This window comes from Dankookia sp. GCM10030260 (assembly GCF_042666655.1).
GTDB lineage: Bacteria > Pseudomonadota > Alphaproteobacteria > Acetobacterales > Acetobacteraceae > Paracraurococcus.
The window spans coordinates 1,298,391-1,312,155 of sequence record NZ_JBHTDE010000001.1 but is presented as its reverse complement, the minus strand read 5'-3'; the positions used below and the strand labels follow the sequence as shown (position 1 = coordinate 1,312,155).

Below are 13,765 nucleotides of genomic sequence, written 5' to 3'. Positions count from 1 at the left end.
AGCTGCCCCGCCCGCCGCCCTGCGGCCGCGGGCGCTTGAGGGTCACCGCGCGGAAGATCGCATCCAGCCGGGCGCGCGGGTCGGCCATCGGCCGGCCGGCGCGGGGGTGGTCCGACAGGCCGCAGCCATGCTCCGCCAGGACCGGCCGGAGCGCGGCCCATTCGGCGTCGGTCAGCGGCGCCCAGGGCTGCGGCGGGGTCAGGCCGAAGGTCGGCCGGAGGTAGAGGTAGGCGTGCAGGTCGTGACGGGCGACGAAATCGGGCGGCAGGATCTCCGGCGGGATGCCGGGGTCGAAGGGGCGGGAACGGGGGCGGCGGCGGCGCATGGGCTGGGTCCCTGGCGGCAGGAGCCGGAACAAAGCAGGAATATAGGAAAAAAAGCAAGGGAAAAGGGCAGGAAGGAGCGGGGGTGAAGCCCCCCGCGCGCGCCCTTCCGCCTGAGGCGGCGGGGCGGCGCCTGTCGCCGGTGCGCGAGGGCGCGATCCGCGCCCCGCGCCGCCGCCAGCCTCAGGCCGCTCGCGCGGCCAGCAACAGGAACATCGGCCGCTCGCGCTCCGGCGCCAGGTCCGGCTGCTCGGCGATCTGCGCCTCCGTCGGCGCCCATTCCTCGACACGCGTCAGCGCGAAGCCGGCGCCGAGCAGCGCGTTCAGCGTGGTGCCGAGCATGCGGTGCTGCTTGACCACGCCCTTGGCCAGCCAGTCGGTGACGCGCGCTCCCTCGCGCTGGTAGCCATCGAGCGGCCAAATGCGGTGCCCCGCGGCATCGATGCTCCACCCCTGCCGGCTCGGCGCGGTCAGGATCGGATGCTCCAGCGAGGCGACGAGATGCCCTCCCGGGACCAGCGCGCGGCGCAGCCGGCCCAGCAGCCGCGGCAGGTCCTCGATGTAGTGCAGGGCGAGCGCGCTGAAGGCCAGGTCGAAGCCGGCCGCCGGCAGGTCGAGATCCTCGAGGTCGGCGCGGCGATAGGTCACGTCAGGGTCGCCGGTCATCGCCCGCGCCCGCGCCAGCATCGACTCCGACAGGTCGAGGCCGAGGACCGTGGCGGCGCCCGCCTGTCGCATCCAGCGGCAGGCCCAGCCGAAGCCGCAGCCAAGGTCGACGACGCGCAGCCCCTGCAGCGGCGGCAGCATGGCCCGCAGCGCCGGCCATTCCGGCGCCCCGTCCAGCCCCTCGACCGAACGCCTGAGCCGGCTGTACCCCGCGAAGAAGGTCGGATCGTCGTAGATGTTCTGCGCCATGGCCGAGACTCGCGGTGTCCAGGGGCCTTTCGGCCTTTGGTGGGGGGTGCCGGGGGGCAAGGCCCCCTGGCCTGGCCCCGCCCTACCAGCAATCCGCCGACGCCCGCCACCTTGCCGCCACCCAGGCCCGCGCCCGCCGCGGCCCGCGCCAGGTCTCCACCCGCAGCGGCACCAGCCGGTAGGCCGCGCCTTCATAGGCCGCGAGCCGGGTGAAGGCCGCCGCCCCGCAGCGCAGCAGCCCGCCCTCGGTCACGGCCCCCGGCGCCGGCACCAGGGTCGGCCAGGGCGTGCCGCGCAGGCGGACCCGCGCCCAGCCGTCCAGCCGCGCCGGCAGCAGCCTTCGCGCCAGGCCCGGCTGCCCCGCCAGCCTCTCCAGCAGCCGCGGCCGCAGCAAGGTGCCGTAGAGGAAGAGCATCACTCCGCGCGCAGCCCGACCGCGGCGACCTGGGCGCGGATGCGGGTGATCTGCTCGCGCAGCATGGCGGCGTAGTCCTCCGGCCCGCCGCCGCCCGGCTCGCCGCCGGCATCGAGGATGCGGCGTTCGATATCCGGCACCGCGGCGGCGGCGGCAACCTCCCGCGCCAGCCGGTCGATCACCGGGCGCGGCGTGCCGGCCGGGGCGAAATAGCCGTTCCAGCCCTGCTGCTCGAGCGCCGGGAAGCCCAGCTCGCGCACCGTGGGGACCTCCGGCAGCACGCGGGCGCGGCGCGGCGCGAGGGTGGCGAGCGCCTTCAGCGTGCCGGCGCGGACATGGATCACCCCGGTCGAGATCTGGTCGCCGCCGAGCTGGACCCGGCCGGCGACCAGTTCCTGCACCAGGGGGGCGGCGCCGCGGTAGGGGACGTGCTCCATGCGGATGCCGGTCTCGCGCTTCAGGGTCTCGCCGGTCAGGTTCATCCCGCTGCCGGGGCCGGTGGAGCCGTAGAAGACATCGGTCCGCCCCTTTGCCCAGGCGACGAATTCGCGCAGGTCCTGCGCCGGGTGGCTGGCCTGGGTGAGGACGATGGAGGGCACCATGGCGCCGACCGAGACGGCGATGAAGTCGCGCTCGATGTCGTGCGGCGCGCGGTTGGAGGCTTGCAGCACCGAGGTGGTGGTGACGAAGGTGAGGTTGTGGAAGAGCAGCGTATGGCCATCCGGCGCCGCCTTGGCCACGACATCGGCGCCGATCGAGCCGCCGCCGCCGCCGCGGTTCTCGACCAGCACGGATTGCCCCAGCGTCTCGGTCAGCCGCTGGGCATAGAGCCGGGCCAGCATGTCGGTGGTGCCGCCGGCCGGGAAGGGCACGATCACCCGGATCGGCCGGTTCGGCCAGGCCTCCTGCGCCCGCGCGCCGCCCGCCGCCAATGCCACGCCGGCGCCCAGCGCCCCCCGCCTGGTCCATCGCATGCCCGTACCCTCCCGCGGCCGTTCCGCCGGCCTGTCGTTCAGGATGCGGAAGCGGCGCGCGGCACGTCAACCGCCGGCGGCAGGGCGAGCTCGGCCGGCAGGGTGACGACGGCCAGCGTCCCCCGCCCCGGCGCGCTGTCCAGCACCAGCTGGCCGCCATGCGCCTCGACGAAGGCGCGGGCCAGGGGCAGGCCGAGCCCGGTGCCGCCGGCCGGGCGGTCCAGGCCTTCGTCGACCTGGCGGAAGGGCTCCAGCGCCCGGGCGATCTCTTCCCGCGTCATGCCGGGCCCGGCGTCGCGCACCCAGATGGCATAGCCGCTGCCGTCGTCGTAGCCGCCGCCGACCGCGACCCGGTCCTGCGGGGCGGCGAATTTCACCGCGTTCGACAGCAGCGCGCCGATCGCCTGGCGCAACCGCTCGCCGTCGCCGAGCAGCGGCGGCATCGGCCGGTCGCTGCGCTCCAGCGTCAGGCCACGCGCCGCGGCGGCGGGGGCGGCGGCGCGCATGGCGTCGCCGATGACCAGCCAGGGATCGACCCGTTCCCGCGCCAGCACCAGGGTCCCGGCCTCGACCCGGGCATGGTCCAGCACCGCGGTCAGGGCGGCGAGCAGATCGCGGCCGGCCGCGATGACATGGCCGGCGAATTCCTGCCGCTGCGCCGCCGGCAGGCTGCCGTCCCGCAGCAATTCGGCGAAGCCGATGATGGCATTCAGCGGGGTCCGCAACTCGTGGCTCATCCGCGCCAGGAAGCGGGTCTTCGTCAGGTTCGCCGCCTCGGCGCGGGCCTTCGCCTCCTCCAGCCCGTGGATCGCGGCGGCGCGGCGCTCGGCCTCCAGCGCCAGGGCGGCAAGGTCGGCGAGCGAGGCGAGGAAGCCGCGGTCCTCCAGGCTCCAGCCGCGCGGTCCGCGGGGGGCGAGGATGCCGAGCAGCCCCTCGATGCGCGCCGCGACGCGGATCGGGGCGAACAGCAGCGCGTCGTAGCCGGCGCGGTGGACGCGGGCGGGCAGCCAGGCCGGCAGGGCGGCGGCCGCCCGCAGGCCAGTCAGCGCGACGCTGCGCTCGGCGGCCAGCGCCGGGTCCAGCGGCAGGCTTTCGCAGGCGGCGCGGCGCGGGTCGGACGGCGCCAGCGCCAGGCCGTCCGGGCCGGCCATCGTCACCAGGCGCAGCCCGTCGCCCTGCGGGTCGAGCCGCCAGAAGGCGGCGTCGCAGCCTTCCAGCCGCTCGACCGCCGCGGCGATGATGCGCTGGGCGGAGCCGTCGAGGTCGCCGCGCGCCAGGTGGCGCGAGGTGGCGATGCCGGCGAGCAGCCGCGCCTCCCGCGCCATGCGGGCGGCGCGGGCGGCGGCCTCCGCCTCGGCCAGCCGGCGCGCGGTGATGTCCTCGATGACCAGCACCGCGCCGTCCGGCCGGCCGGCCTCGTCGCGCAGCGGCGCGGTGGCGATGGCGACCGGCAGCCTTGTGCCGTCGCGGCGCATGCGCTCCGCCTCGGCCGCCACCATTGGCTCGCCCTGGACGATCGCGCGCTGGATGGCGCGGGAGGAGTCGATCTGGTCGGCCGGCACGTGCGGGCCGAAGCGGCCGAGCACCTCGGCCTCGGACCAGCCGAAGACCTTCTCCGCCGCGGGGTTCCAGCTGGTGACGCCGCCCGCCGGGTCGATGGTCAGCAGCGGCAGGGGGATGGCGTCGAGCACCGTCTGCAGCCGGCGCTCCAGCCGCGCGTGGCGGCGGACCAGCGCCGCCGCCTCGGCCTCCTGGCGGATCGAATCACCGACCTGGGCGGCGAGGTCGGCGAGCAGTTCGAGGTCCTCGGCCGGCACCGCCGCATGGCGCGGCGCGGTGTCCATGCAGCAGAGCGAGCCGAGCGCCGCGCCGCCGGGGCCGGGGCCGGGGATGGGCAGGCCGAGATAGAAGCGGATGCCGGGCGGGCCGGTGACGATCGCATTGGCGCGGAAGCGGGCATCGAGCCGCGTGTCGGGGACGATCAGCGGCGCGGCCTCGCGCCGGACGATGGCGCAGGGCGAGTCCGCCGGCAGCACGGTCAGCGGCGGGATGCCGAGCCCGTTCCGCACCACGGCGCGCAGGTCGTCCACCAGGGAGATCGCCGCCAGCGGCGTGCCGGTCACCCGGGCGGCCACGCGGAGCAGGCCGTCGAAGCGCTGCGCCGCATCCCCGCCGGACGGCGCGTCGGCGACGCCAGCCGCACCCATCAGCCCGCACTCCTGCCTCACGCCTCGCGGCGCGAGAATTCCGCAGGCGGCGGCATGATGCAAGCAGGCAATCTCACCGCCTGCGATCCGCAAGCCGGGTCGGCTGGCAAAAAAACGCGCCGATCTCAATAACCGGCGCGGCGGGACGTGGAGGCGCCGTCAGTGCCCGGCATTCTCGCCGGAGAAATCCGGCGCGGCGAGGCCGCTGGCGGTCAGCTGCTCGACCAGCCCGGCCTTGAGCCGGTCGAGCCCCGCGGCAGAACTCGCCTCGCAGCGCGCCACCAGCACCGCCTGGGTGTTGGAGGCGCGCAGCAGCCACCAGCCGTCCTCGGTCAGCACGCGGACGCCGTCGACCGCCTGGACCTTGGCGCCGGACGCCGCGAGGCGGGCCTTGACCTCGTCGACCACGACGAATTTGCGCTCCTCCGGGCAGTCGAAGCGCAGTTCCGGCGTGTTCAGCACCTGCGGCAGGGCGGCGCGCATCTGGCCCAGCGTCTCCGTGGCGCGGGCCAGGATGCCGAGCAGGCGGATGGCCGAATAGGGCGCGTCGTCGAAGCCGTACCACTTGTCGGCGAAGAAGATGTGGCCGGACATCTCGCCGGCCAGCGGGCTGCCGGTCTCGGCCATCTTGGCCTTGATCAGGCTGTGCCCGGTCTTCCACATCAGCGGCTGGCCGCCGGCCTTGGCGATCTCGTCGAACAGCACCTGGCTGGCCTTGACGTCGGCGATGACGGTGCCGCCGGGGTGCGACTTCAGCACGTCGCGCGCCAGCACCACCAGCAGCTGGTCGCCGAACAGGATGTTGCCCTCCCCGTCCACCACGCCGATGCGGTCGGCGTCGCCGTCGAAGGCGATGCCGAAATCGGCGCCTTCCTTGGCGACTTCCGCGATCAGCTGCTCGAGGTTCTTCGCCACCGTCGGGTCGGGGTGGTGGTTCGGGAAGGTCCCGTCCACGTCGCCGTTGATGACGAAATGCTCGCCCGGCAGCTTCGCGGTCAGCACCTTGGTGATCTCGCAGCCGGAGCCGTTGCCCGGATCCCAGACCACCTTCAGGCGGCGCTCGCCGCCGTCATAATCCTGCAGCACGCGGGCGGCATAGGGCTCGGTGACGTCGACCTTGTGGTCGCTGCCCTCCAGTGAGACCGGGACGACGTCGCCCTCGGCCGCCATCCGGCCGATCTCCTGGATCTGCGCGCCGAAGAAGGGCTTCTTGCCCAGCATCATCTTGAAGCCGTTGTAGTCCGGCGGGTTGTGGCTGCCGGTCACCATCACCGCGCCATCGGCGCCGTGGTGGTAGCTGGCGAAATACAGCATCGGCGTGGCCACCAGGCCGATGCGGATCACCTCCAGCCCGCAGGCGCGCAGCCCGGCGACCAGCTGCGGCTCCAGGTCCGGGGAGGAAAGCCTGCCATCGTAGCCGACCGCCACCTTGGTGCCGCCGGCGCGGGTCACGATGCTGCCGAAGCAGCGGCCGATGGCGAAGGCATCCTCCGGCTGCAGCGTCGTCCCGACGATGCCGCGGATGTCGTACTCGCGCAGCACGGTCGGGTTGAAGCTGTGGTGGAAGGCGGTCATGGCAGGTCTCCGGGTTTTGCCGGGGGATGTCCCCGGCCGGATCAGGGTCGGCCGATCGAGGAATAGCGGAAGCCGGCAGCACGCACCGCTTCCGGGTCATAGACGTTGCGCAGGTCGAGCAGCACGTCGCCGCGCATGGCGCGGCGCAGCCGGTCGGGCGACAGGGCGCGGAACTCGTTCCATTCGGTCAGCAGCACCAGCGCGTCGGCACCGGCGATCGCATCCAGCGCGCTGGTCGCATAGTGCACGGCGCCCGGCAGCAGCGGCTTCGCATGGTCCATGCCGGCCGGGTCGAAGGCGCGGATCACGGCGCCCGCCTCGGCCAGCCGCGGCACCACGACCAGCGACGGCGCGTCGCGCATGTCGTCGGTCTCCGGCTTGAAGGTCAGGCCGAGCACCGCCACGGTCTTGCCGGCGACGCTGCCGCCGCAGGCGGCGATGACGCGGTCCGCCATGCCGGCCTTGCGCGCCTCGTTCACCGCGATGGTGGTCTCCACCAGCTTGATCGGCGTGCCGAAATCGGCCGCGGTGCGCGCCAGGGCAAGCGTATCCTTGGGGAAGCAGGACCCGCCGTAGCCCGGCCCGGCATGCAGGAATTTCCGCCCGATCCGGCCATCCAGCCCCATGCCGCGCGCCACGTCGTGGACGTCGGCGCCGACCTTCTCGCAGAGGTCGGCGATCTCGTTGATGAAGGTGATCTTGGTCGCCAGGAAGGCGTTGGCGGCGTACTTGATCAGCTCGGCGGTCTCGATCACGGTCGCCAGGATCGGCACCTCAATCAGGTTGAGCGGTCGGTAGAGCCGGCGCAGGACCTTCATGGCCCGCTCCCCGCCCTCGCCCTCCATGGTGCCGATGACCACCCGGTCGGGCCGCATGAAATCGCCGATGGCGCTGCCTTCGCGCAGGAATTCGGGGTTGGAGGCGACCTCGATGGCCAGGTCCGGCCGGGCGGCGCGGACGATGTCGTGCACCTTCCGCCCGGTGCCGACCGGCACGGTGGATTTCGTCACCAGCACCAGCGGGCCCTTGGCCGCCTTCGCCACCTGCTCGGCCGCGGCGAAGACGAAGGACAGGTCGGCATGGCCGTCGCCGCGGCGGGACGGCGTGCCGACCGCGAGGAAGACCGCATCCGCGCCCTGCACCGCCTCGGCCAGGTCGGTGGTGAAGCTCAACCGGCCGTCCCGGGCATTCTCCTGCACCAGGGATTCCAGGCCGGGCTCGTAGATCGGGATGCGGCCGGCGCGCAGCGCGTCGATCTTCGCCGCGTCGGTGTCGAGGATGCAGACATCGACGCCGAATTCGGCGAAGCAGGCCCCCGAGACCAGGCCGACATAGCCGGCCCCCACCATGACAATGCGCATCGTCCTGCTCCCGGTCAATCAGCCGAGCGGGCCGCCCAAAACGGGCGTCCCGCGGCTCGTGTCAGGCCGTTGCGGTTAGCACGGGTGGATCACTGGTACCGCTTCAGGAATTCGCGCACGGACGGCGCCATGTCCGGCCGCGCCAGGGCGAAGGCGATCTGCGCCTCCAGCCAGCCGGCCTTGTCGCCACAGTCGAACCGGCGGCCCTCGTAGCGGAGGCCGTGGAAGGGCTGCTGGCCGATCAGCTTGGCCATGCCGTCGGTCAGCTGGACCTCGTTGCCGGCGCCGCGCTCCATCTTCGCCAGGTGCCCGATCACCTCGGGCATCAGCACGTAGCGGCCGATCACCGTCAGGTTGGACGGCGCGTCCTCGATCTTCGGCTTCTCGACCAGCCCCTTCACGGAAACGAGCCGGCCCAGGTCCTGCTCGATGTCCAGCACGCCGTAGCGGTTCACCCGGTCGCGCGGCACTTCCTCGATCGCCACCACGTTGCCGCCGGTCTCGCGGTAGGCCGCGGCCAGCTGGGCGGTGCAGGAGGTCTCGCACATCATCAGGTCGTCGGGCAGCAGGATGGCGAAGGGGTCGTCACCGATGAAGCTGCGGGCGCACCAGATGGCGTGGCCAAGGCCCATCGGCACCTGCTGGCGCACCGTGACCATGGCGCCGGGCACCAGGGCCTGGGCGCGCAGGTCGGCCAGTTCCCGCGTCTTGCCGCGTTCCTCGAGCGTCTTCTCGAGCTCGTAGGCGACGTCGAAATGCTCGACGATCGAGGTCTTGCCGCGGCCGGTGATCAGGCAGAATTGCTCGATGCCGGCGGCGCGGGCTTCCTCGATCGCATACTGGATCAGCGGCCGGTCGACCACCGGCAGCATTTCCTTGGCCAGCGCCTTGGTCGCAGGCAGGAACCGGGTCCCGAGGCCGGCAACCGGCAGGACGGCCTTCTTCAAGGGCTTCAGTGCGGACACATGCCTCTCCTGGCGGTGACGTCTCATGCGGACGGGGGGCTTGCCGCAAGACCATCGGGCGCGAGGAGTGCCACGCGACCCGACGCCCCGCAAGCCACGCCGAGCCTTATCGAGCCTTCGCTAACGCAACATGAAGACAAGGCCGTGGCCACTCCCGCGGAAAGCGAGGGACGCCGGGACGATCACCGCGGCCGGGGACGACCCAGCGCCAGGCCGGGGGCGGGCCAGGCATGTCCTCCGCGCGCCCCCCCTCCCCGATGGCCGGACGCATGCGTTTCGCGGGAGGAGGACGCCTCCGCCCCGGCCCGGTCCCCGCGCATCAGGGCAACAGGACGTCCCTTGCCTGGTTGATCCGCGCCGCCAGCCAGTCGCTGCCGCCCTGGTCGGGATGCGCGCCCCGCATCAGCCGGCGATGCGCCGCGCGGATCGCCCCCGCATCGGCGCCCTCGGCCAGGCCGAGCACCGCCAGCGCCTCCTCCCGCGTCATCCGGCCGCCGGCGCCGCTGCCGGGTGGCGGGGCGGCGGCCTCGGCGGCGCGCCAGTCGGCATCCAGCCGGTCGAGCCAGGCTTCCAGCAGCGCCACGCTGTCGGGGTCCTCGGTGCGGCAATCCGCCAGCAAGGCCAGCAATTCGGGCAGCGACAGCGCCGCCAGCTCCCGCCCGGCCTGCCGGCCGCGGCGCACCGTGCCGGTCATCTGGCCGCTCGCGTGGTCCAGCCGCATCGCCAGGGTGGCGGTCTCCACCGCGCTCTCGCCGGTCGCGCCCGGGCCACCCCGCCCTTCCCCCTGCCAGCGGAACCGCCGCGCGGCGAGCCAGCCGCGGCCCCAGCGCCAGAGCAGCGGCGCGAACAGGCCGAGGGTCCAGAGCGCCTGGCCGCCGCGGCCAGTGGTCAGCACCAGCAGCAGGACGCCGCCGCCGGCCACCGCGCCGCCCCAGATGGCGCCCTTGCGGATGGTCTCGACCCGCGCCGAGGCAAACAGCCGCATGAGCCACAGCAGCACCAGCAGCAGCCCGACACCGAGGGCGAGCCAGACCATCCCCGGTCAGGCCCTGGGCGCGGGCAATTGCCCGGCGATCCGCGCGGCCGCGCCGCCGGGCAGCCGGCCCAGCGCGGCGCGGCCGCCCGCGGCATAGACCGCGACGGCGCGGAGCAGGTCGCGCAGCGCCGCCGCGCTGGCGGTATCGAAGGGCGCATAGGCGCCGCCCGACAGCCGGGCGATCTGCCTCAGCGCATTGGCCGCCTCCGGATGGCCGCCTTCGTGGAAGGTGAAGACCGGGGTGCCGTGCAGGCCGAGCTGGCCGGCGGCGTGGCAGAGCGGGTCGACCGCTTCCTCGACCGCGTCGCCGACGAAGACCAGCGCATTGACCCGCTCCCGCCTGGTCTCGGCCAGGACGTGGTCGAGCACCCGCTGGATCTGGGTCTGCCCGCCCAGGCACTGCACCCCGGCCATCCGCCGGGTCAGCTCCTGCGCATCGGTCAGGAAGGGGGTCGCGGCGAATTCCAGGAAGCCGCGGTAATAGGCGAGCTGGACGGAAAGCCCGCCCAGGTCGCGGGTCGCCTGGAACATCTCGCCCTGCAACTGGCAGGCGCGGTCCCAGGTGGGCTGGCGCGACGCCGTGGCGTCGATCGCGAAAACCAGGCGGCCACGGCGCCCGGAGGCCGGCCGCGCCTGCGGCAGGCCCTCGACGCGCTTGAGGAAGGCCGCGACGGCGGCCGTGGCCGGCTTGTCGGGCAGGTTGCTCATGCGGCGAATGTGGGCGCGTCGCGGCGCCGGCACCAGGGTAGGATCGGCAGGCGATCGCCATCACGCGCGCTTGTCACGCGGCCGGGCATGGCGCGATGCGGCATCCGCTCCCTATGGTTGCGCCTCCGGCGGAGGATACGGCATGCGGTGGGTTCTCGGCGCGCTCCTGGTGATCGGCCCGCTCAGCCTGGCCGCCCTGGCGCAGCCCAAGCCGCCGCCGCTGGAGCCGCCCGCCGGCCGGCTCGACAAATTCGGCGAACCGCTCCCGCAGGCCGCGCCGCCGGCCGGCCCGGCCCCATCCGGCCCGGCCATCGCCGCGCCGCCGCCGATCGATGCGCTGCCCGCGGTCGCCCGCTTCCGCGCCCTGCTGGGCGATTCCATCACCCTCGCCTACCGCGCCGCCGAGCCGATCGACCCGGCGACCGGCAGCGTCCGGCTGCTCGGCGCCAGGCTGACCCGCGGCGAGGGCAGCCTGGCGATCGAGGAACTCACCCTCGACGGGCTCGGCGAGCAGCGGATCGGCGCCGCCAGCGCGCGCGAGCTGGTGCTGACCGGCCCCGGGACCGGCACCGCCCGCATCGCCCGGCTGGAGCTGCGCGAGATGGCGGCGCCGGGGCTGGCGCCGGAGGCGCTCGCGGTCGCCTCGCTGCGGCTCGAGCAGCTGACCGTCGAGGGCGACACGCCGGTCTCCCTCGCCGAGCTGGTGCTGGAGGACTACGCCGCCGGCAGGCCGGGCCGGCTGACGCTGACCGGGCTCGACGTGCTGGCGCCGCAGGCCGGCGCCTTCGACCGGGTCCGCACCGGGCGGGTCCAGCTGCGCGGCCTCGACCTGCCGGGCACCATCGCCTCGCTCGGGGCGCAGGAGACGCCGCCGCGGGCCGATGCCGGCTATGCGCTGGAGATCGAGGACGTGGTGGTGACCGCCGGCGACCGGGCGATCGGCGGCTTCGGCGCGCTGCGCATCCAGGGCGACCCGACGACCGCGGAGGGGATCGAGACCGGCCGGGTGGCGCTGCGCGAGCTGCGGCTGGAGCCCCTGCCCGGGCTCGAGGCATGGCTGACCCGGTTCGGCTACCCGGCGCTGCTCGCCGACCTGACCGCCGAGAGCCGCTACGACCGCGCCAGGGGCCGGCTGGAACTGCGCTCGCTCTCGCTCGCCGGGCGGGAGATGGGGGTGCTGGGCCTGTCGCTGGCGCTCGACGGGGTGACGCCGGAAGCCGCCGAGCAGCAGGACTGGGAGCAGCTGAAGCTGGTCGGCCTGGCGCTGCGCTACCTCGACCAGTCGCTGCTCGGCCGCGCCGCGCGCGACGAGGCGCGGCGGCGGAAGACGACCGAGGCGCGGGTGCGCGAGGGCTGGGCCAGCCAGCTCGCCGCGGCGCTGGGCAGCCCCGGGGGGCGCGGCCAGGCGGTGCCGGGCGGCGGCGGGCTCGGGCCGGTGGTCGCCGCGCTGCAGCGCTTCCTGCGCGGCGAGGCGAAGGAGGTCGAGCTCACCGCCCGGCCGGCGCAGCCGGTGGCGCTGGGCGATCTGCCGGCGGCGCTGCTCGGCGGGCCGGCGGCGGCGCAGCGGGTGCTCGGGCTCGGCGCGGTGGCGAGGTAGCCGCGGCAGGCGCCACGCCGCGCCTGCCGCGGCGGCGGCCGGCCGCGGGTTTCCTGGCCGATTGGGCGACGCCCGGGTCTGCCGCCGCCTCCTCGCCGCGGCCGGCGCCGCCGCCGGGAGCGCCGTCACGTTGCCGTGGCAGGCGATTTGCCCCCCGCTCCGGACCCCAAGGGCAATGAACGTATCCGCCGCTGGCCTGTTGAGTGGCCCGCCCAGGCAGTCGTTCATGCGGGATTACCCAAGTTGTCAAATAACAACGAAGACGCCGTACCCAATTCGACCGAACATATTCCGCTTCTTGAAGAACATCTCAGCCTGGGCAAGCGGGAAGTCGTGTCCGGTCGGGTCAGGGTACGCATCACCAATGCCACCGAACGGCAAAACCTGCAGGCCGACCTGCATTCGGAGGCGGTGACCGTCGACCGGGTGCCGATCGGCCGCGAACTCGCCTTGGGCGAGGCGCCGCCGGTGCCGCGCGAGGAGGAGGACGGCAAGGTCCTCGTCGTCCCGGTGCTGGAGGAAGTGCTGGTCGTGGAGAAGCGCCTGGTGCTGCGCGAGGAACTGCGCCTCCGCCGCACCGGCACCACCCAGCATGTCGAGCAGGTGGTGGAGGTCCGGCGGCAATCCGCCGTGGTCGACCACCTGCCACCCGCCGGCGATCCGGCGCCCGGCTGAGCCGGCGCCGCAGGGTTTCACCTTTCAGGCAATATCAGGAGCCACATCATCATGGCGAACCAGACCATCACGGCCGTCTTCTCCACCGTCGCCGAGGCCGAGGCCGCGTCGCGCGACCTGGCCATGCAGATCGGCGGGGTGCGCGGCAGCATCTTCACCAACCAGACCGGCACCGCCGACCTCGGGATCGCCGGCACCGACCGCGCGACGCTGGAGGAAGCGGTCCGCCGCGGCCATGCGGTGCTCTCGGCGACCGTCCCGGCCGCCCAGTTCGACACCGCGGCCGACGTGGTCGAGGCCGCCGGCGCGATCGACCTCGACGCGCAGGAAGCCGAGTGGCGGAGCGCCGGCTGGACCGGCGGGAATGCCCTGGGCAGCGCGGACATGGGCACGGCCCGGCTCGACGCGACCCCCGTCGCGCCCCAGGCGGCGCCGGCCCGCGCCGCGGCCACCGGCTCGCTGGCCAGCGGCCAGGAGGAAAGCATCCCGCTGCTCGAGGAACGCCTCCGCGTCGGCAAGCGCGAGACCGCGCATGGCCGCGTGAAGGTGCGGTCCTACGTGGTCGAGACCCCGGTCGAGGAGCAGGTGTCGCTGCACAGCGAGCATGTCCAGGTCGATCGCCGCGCGGTCGACCGGCCGGTGACCGGCGCCGATGCGCTGTTCCAGGAGCGCACCATCGAGGCGACCGAGACCGCCGAGGAGGCGGTGGTCGCCAAGGAGGCGCGGGTGCGCGAGGAGCTGGTGATCCGCAAGACCGCCGAGGACACCACCGAGACGGTCAAGGGCACCGTCCGCCGCACCGAGGTCGAGGTCCAGGACGAGCGCGGCGCGACCCGCCCCGCAACCGGCCCCGCCCGCGACCCCGGCGCCTGAGCCGAGCGGCCGGAGGGGGCAGGCCCCCCTCCGGCCATCCCGCGGCGGCCTTGGGGCCGCGCCGGCCGGCCAGCCGTGGCCTTCCGCGCGTGCGATGGCGCACGGCGCGGCGTCCGGTATTTCCCCCAGCATGCAATCCGC

13 protein-coding genes are annotated in these 13,765 nt (G+C 74.2%); 3 read left to right on the top strand and 10 right to left on the bottom strand.

Translation table 11 applies throughout. The features are described 5' to 3' along the window. The 10 genes from ACFQS7_RS06360 to ACFQS7_RS06315 form a co-directional block, all read right to left on the bottom strand. The coding region (locus tag ACFQS7_RS06360) for a transposase (protein WP_380066177.1) at positions 1–325 on the bottom strand (325 nt) is incomplete at its 3' end. Positions 326–506: 181 nt separating this feature from the next. Then, complete coding sequence (locus ACFQS7_RS06355) at positions 507–1,238, bottom strand: class I SAM-dependent methyltransferase (protein WP_380066176.1); 732 nt, start codon at positions 1,236–1,238, stop codon at positions 507–509. 82 nt (positions 1,239–1,320) lie between these two features. Continuing rightward, positions 1,321–1,653, bottom strand: a complete 333-nt coding sequence (locus ACFQS7_RS06350; RefSeq protein ID WP_380066175.1) for a gamma-glutamylcyclotransferase family protein — start codon at positions 1,651–1,653, stop codon at positions 1,321–1,323. Continuing rightward, on the bottom strand, positions 1,653–2,627 hold the full coding sequence (locus ACFQS7_RS06345; RefSeq protein WP_380066174.1) for a Bug family tripartite tricarboxylate transporter substrate binding protein: 975 nt from the start codon (positions 2,625–2,627) through the stop codon (positions 1,653–1,655). Before ACFQS7_RS06345 ends, ACFQS7_RS06350 begins: the two co-directional genes overlap by 1 nt. Positions 2,628–2,665: 38 nt before the next feature. After that, a complete protein-coding gene (locus tag ACFQS7_RS06340) occupies positions 2,666–4,834 on the bottom strand; it encodes a PAS domain-containing sensor histidine kinase (protein ID WP_380066173.1) in 2,169 nt (722 codons plus the stop codon). 159 nt (positions 4,835–4,993) lie between these two features. Beyond that, on the bottom strand, positions 4,994–6,409 hold the full coding sequence (pgmG, locus tag ACFQS7_RS06335) for a phosphoglucomutase/phosphomannomutase PgmG (protein WP_380066172.1): 1,416 nt from the start codon (positions 6,407–6,409) through the stop codon (positions 4,994–4,996). Between the two features lie 41 nt (positions 6,410–6,450). Continuing rightward, positions 6,451–7,770, bottom strand: a complete 1,320-nt coding sequence (locus ACFQS7_RS06330) for a UDP-glucose dehydrogenase family protein (protein ID WP_380066171.1) — start codon at positions 7,768–7,770, stop codon at positions 6,451–6,453. 89 nt (positions 7,771–7,859) lie between these two features. Continuing rightward, positions 7,860–8,735 (bottom strand): UTP--glucose-1-phosphate uridylyltransferase GalU, encoded by an 876-nt coding sequence (gene galU / locus ACFQS7_RS06325; protein WP_380066170.1) that lies wholly within the window; start codon positions 8,733–8,735, stop codon positions 7,860–7,862. Between the two features lie 319 nt (positions 8,736–9,054). Next, positions 9,055–9,771: a hypothetical protein gene (locus tag ACFQS7_RS06320; protein WP_380066169.1), complete on the bottom strand. Its 717-nt coding sequence runs from the start codon at positions 9,769–9,771 to the stop codon at positions 9,055–9,057. 6 nt (positions 9,772–9,777) lie between these two features. Next, positions 9,778–10,479 (bottom strand): VWA domain-containing protein, encoded by a 702-nt coding sequence (locus tag ACFQS7_RS06315; protein WP_380066168.1) that lies wholly within the window; start codon positions 10,477–10,479, stop codon positions 9,778–9,780. A 142-nt stretch (positions 10,480–10,621) separates the two neighbouring features. Between ACFQS7_RS06315 and ACFQS7_RS06310 the strand changes: the two genes are divergently transcribed. From ACFQS7_RS06310 to ACFQS7_RS06300, 3 genes are all read left to right on the top strand, one after another. Then, positions 10,622–12,076 carry a hypothetical protein gene (locus ACFQS7_RS06310; protein ID WP_380066167.1) on the top strand — a complete coding sequence of 485 codons (1,455 nt, stop codon included), beginning with the start codon at positions 10,622–10,624 and terminating at the stop codon, positions 12,074–12,076. A 135-nt stretch (positions 12,077–12,211) separates the two neighbouring features. Beyond that, positions 12,212–12,751, top strand: coding sequence for a DUF2382 domain-containing protein (locus ACFQS7_RS06305; RefSeq protein WP_380066166.1), 540 nt, complete (start codon positions 12,212–12,214; stop codon positions 12,749–12,751). A 51-nt stretch (positions 12,752–12,802) separates the two neighbouring features. Further along, positions 12,803–13,624: a YsnF/AvaK domain-containing protein gene (locus ACFQS7_RS06300; protein ID WP_380066165.1), complete on the top strand. Its 822-nt coding sequence runs from the start codon at positions 12,803–12,805 to the stop codon at positions 13,622–13,624. The last annotated feature ends 141 nt before the right edge of the window (positions 13,625–13,765 follow it).

What these genes read in the sequence shown, in the direction of transcription:
- ACFQS7_RS06310 (WP_380066167.1), top strand. Translation starts at nt 10,622, where the DNA reads ATGCGGTGGGTTCTCGGCGCGCTCCTGGTGATCGGCCCGCTCAGCCTG.
- ACFQS7_RS06320 (WP_380066169.1), bottom strand. Translation starts at nt 9,771, where the DNA reads ATGGTCTGGCTCGCCCTCGGTGTCGGGCTGCTGCTGGTGCTGCTGTGG.
- pgmG (WP_380066172.1), bottom strand. Translation starts at nt 6,409, where the DNA reads ATGACCGCCTTCCACCACAGCTTCAACCCGACCGTGCTGCGCGAGTAC.
- ACFQS7_RS06300 (WP_380066165.1), top strand. Translation starts at nt 12,803, where the DNA reads ATGGCGAACCAGACCATCACGGCCGTCTTCTCCACCGTCGCCGAGGCC.
- ACFQS7_RS06330 (WP_380066171.1), bottom strand. Translation starts at nt 7,770, where the DNA reads ATGCGCATTGTCATGGTGGGGGCCGGCTATGTCGGCCTGGTCTCGGGG.
- ACFQS7_RS06350 (WP_380066175.1), bottom strand. Translation starts at nt 1,653, where the DNA reads ATGCTCTTCCTCTACGGCACCTTGCTGCGGCCGCGGCTGCTGGAGAGG.
- ACFQS7_RS06315 (WP_380066168.1), bottom strand. Translation starts at nt 10,479, where the DNA reads ATGAGCAACCTGCCCGACAAGCCGGCCACGGCCGCCGTCGCGGCCTTC.
- ACFQS7_RS06340 (WP_380066173.1), bottom strand. Translation starts at nt 4,834, where the DNA reads ATGGGTGCGGCTGGCGTCGCCGACGCGCCGTCCGGCGGGGATGCGGCG.
- ACFQS7_RS06345 (WP_380066174.1), bottom strand. Translation starts at nt 2,627, where the DNA reads ATGCGATGGACCAGGCGGGGGGCGCTGGGCGCCGGCGTGGCATTGGCG.
- ACFQS7_RS06355 (WP_380066176.1), bottom strand. Translation starts at nt 1,238, where the DNA reads ATGGCGCAGAACATCTACGACGATCCGACCTTCTTCGCGGGGTACAGC.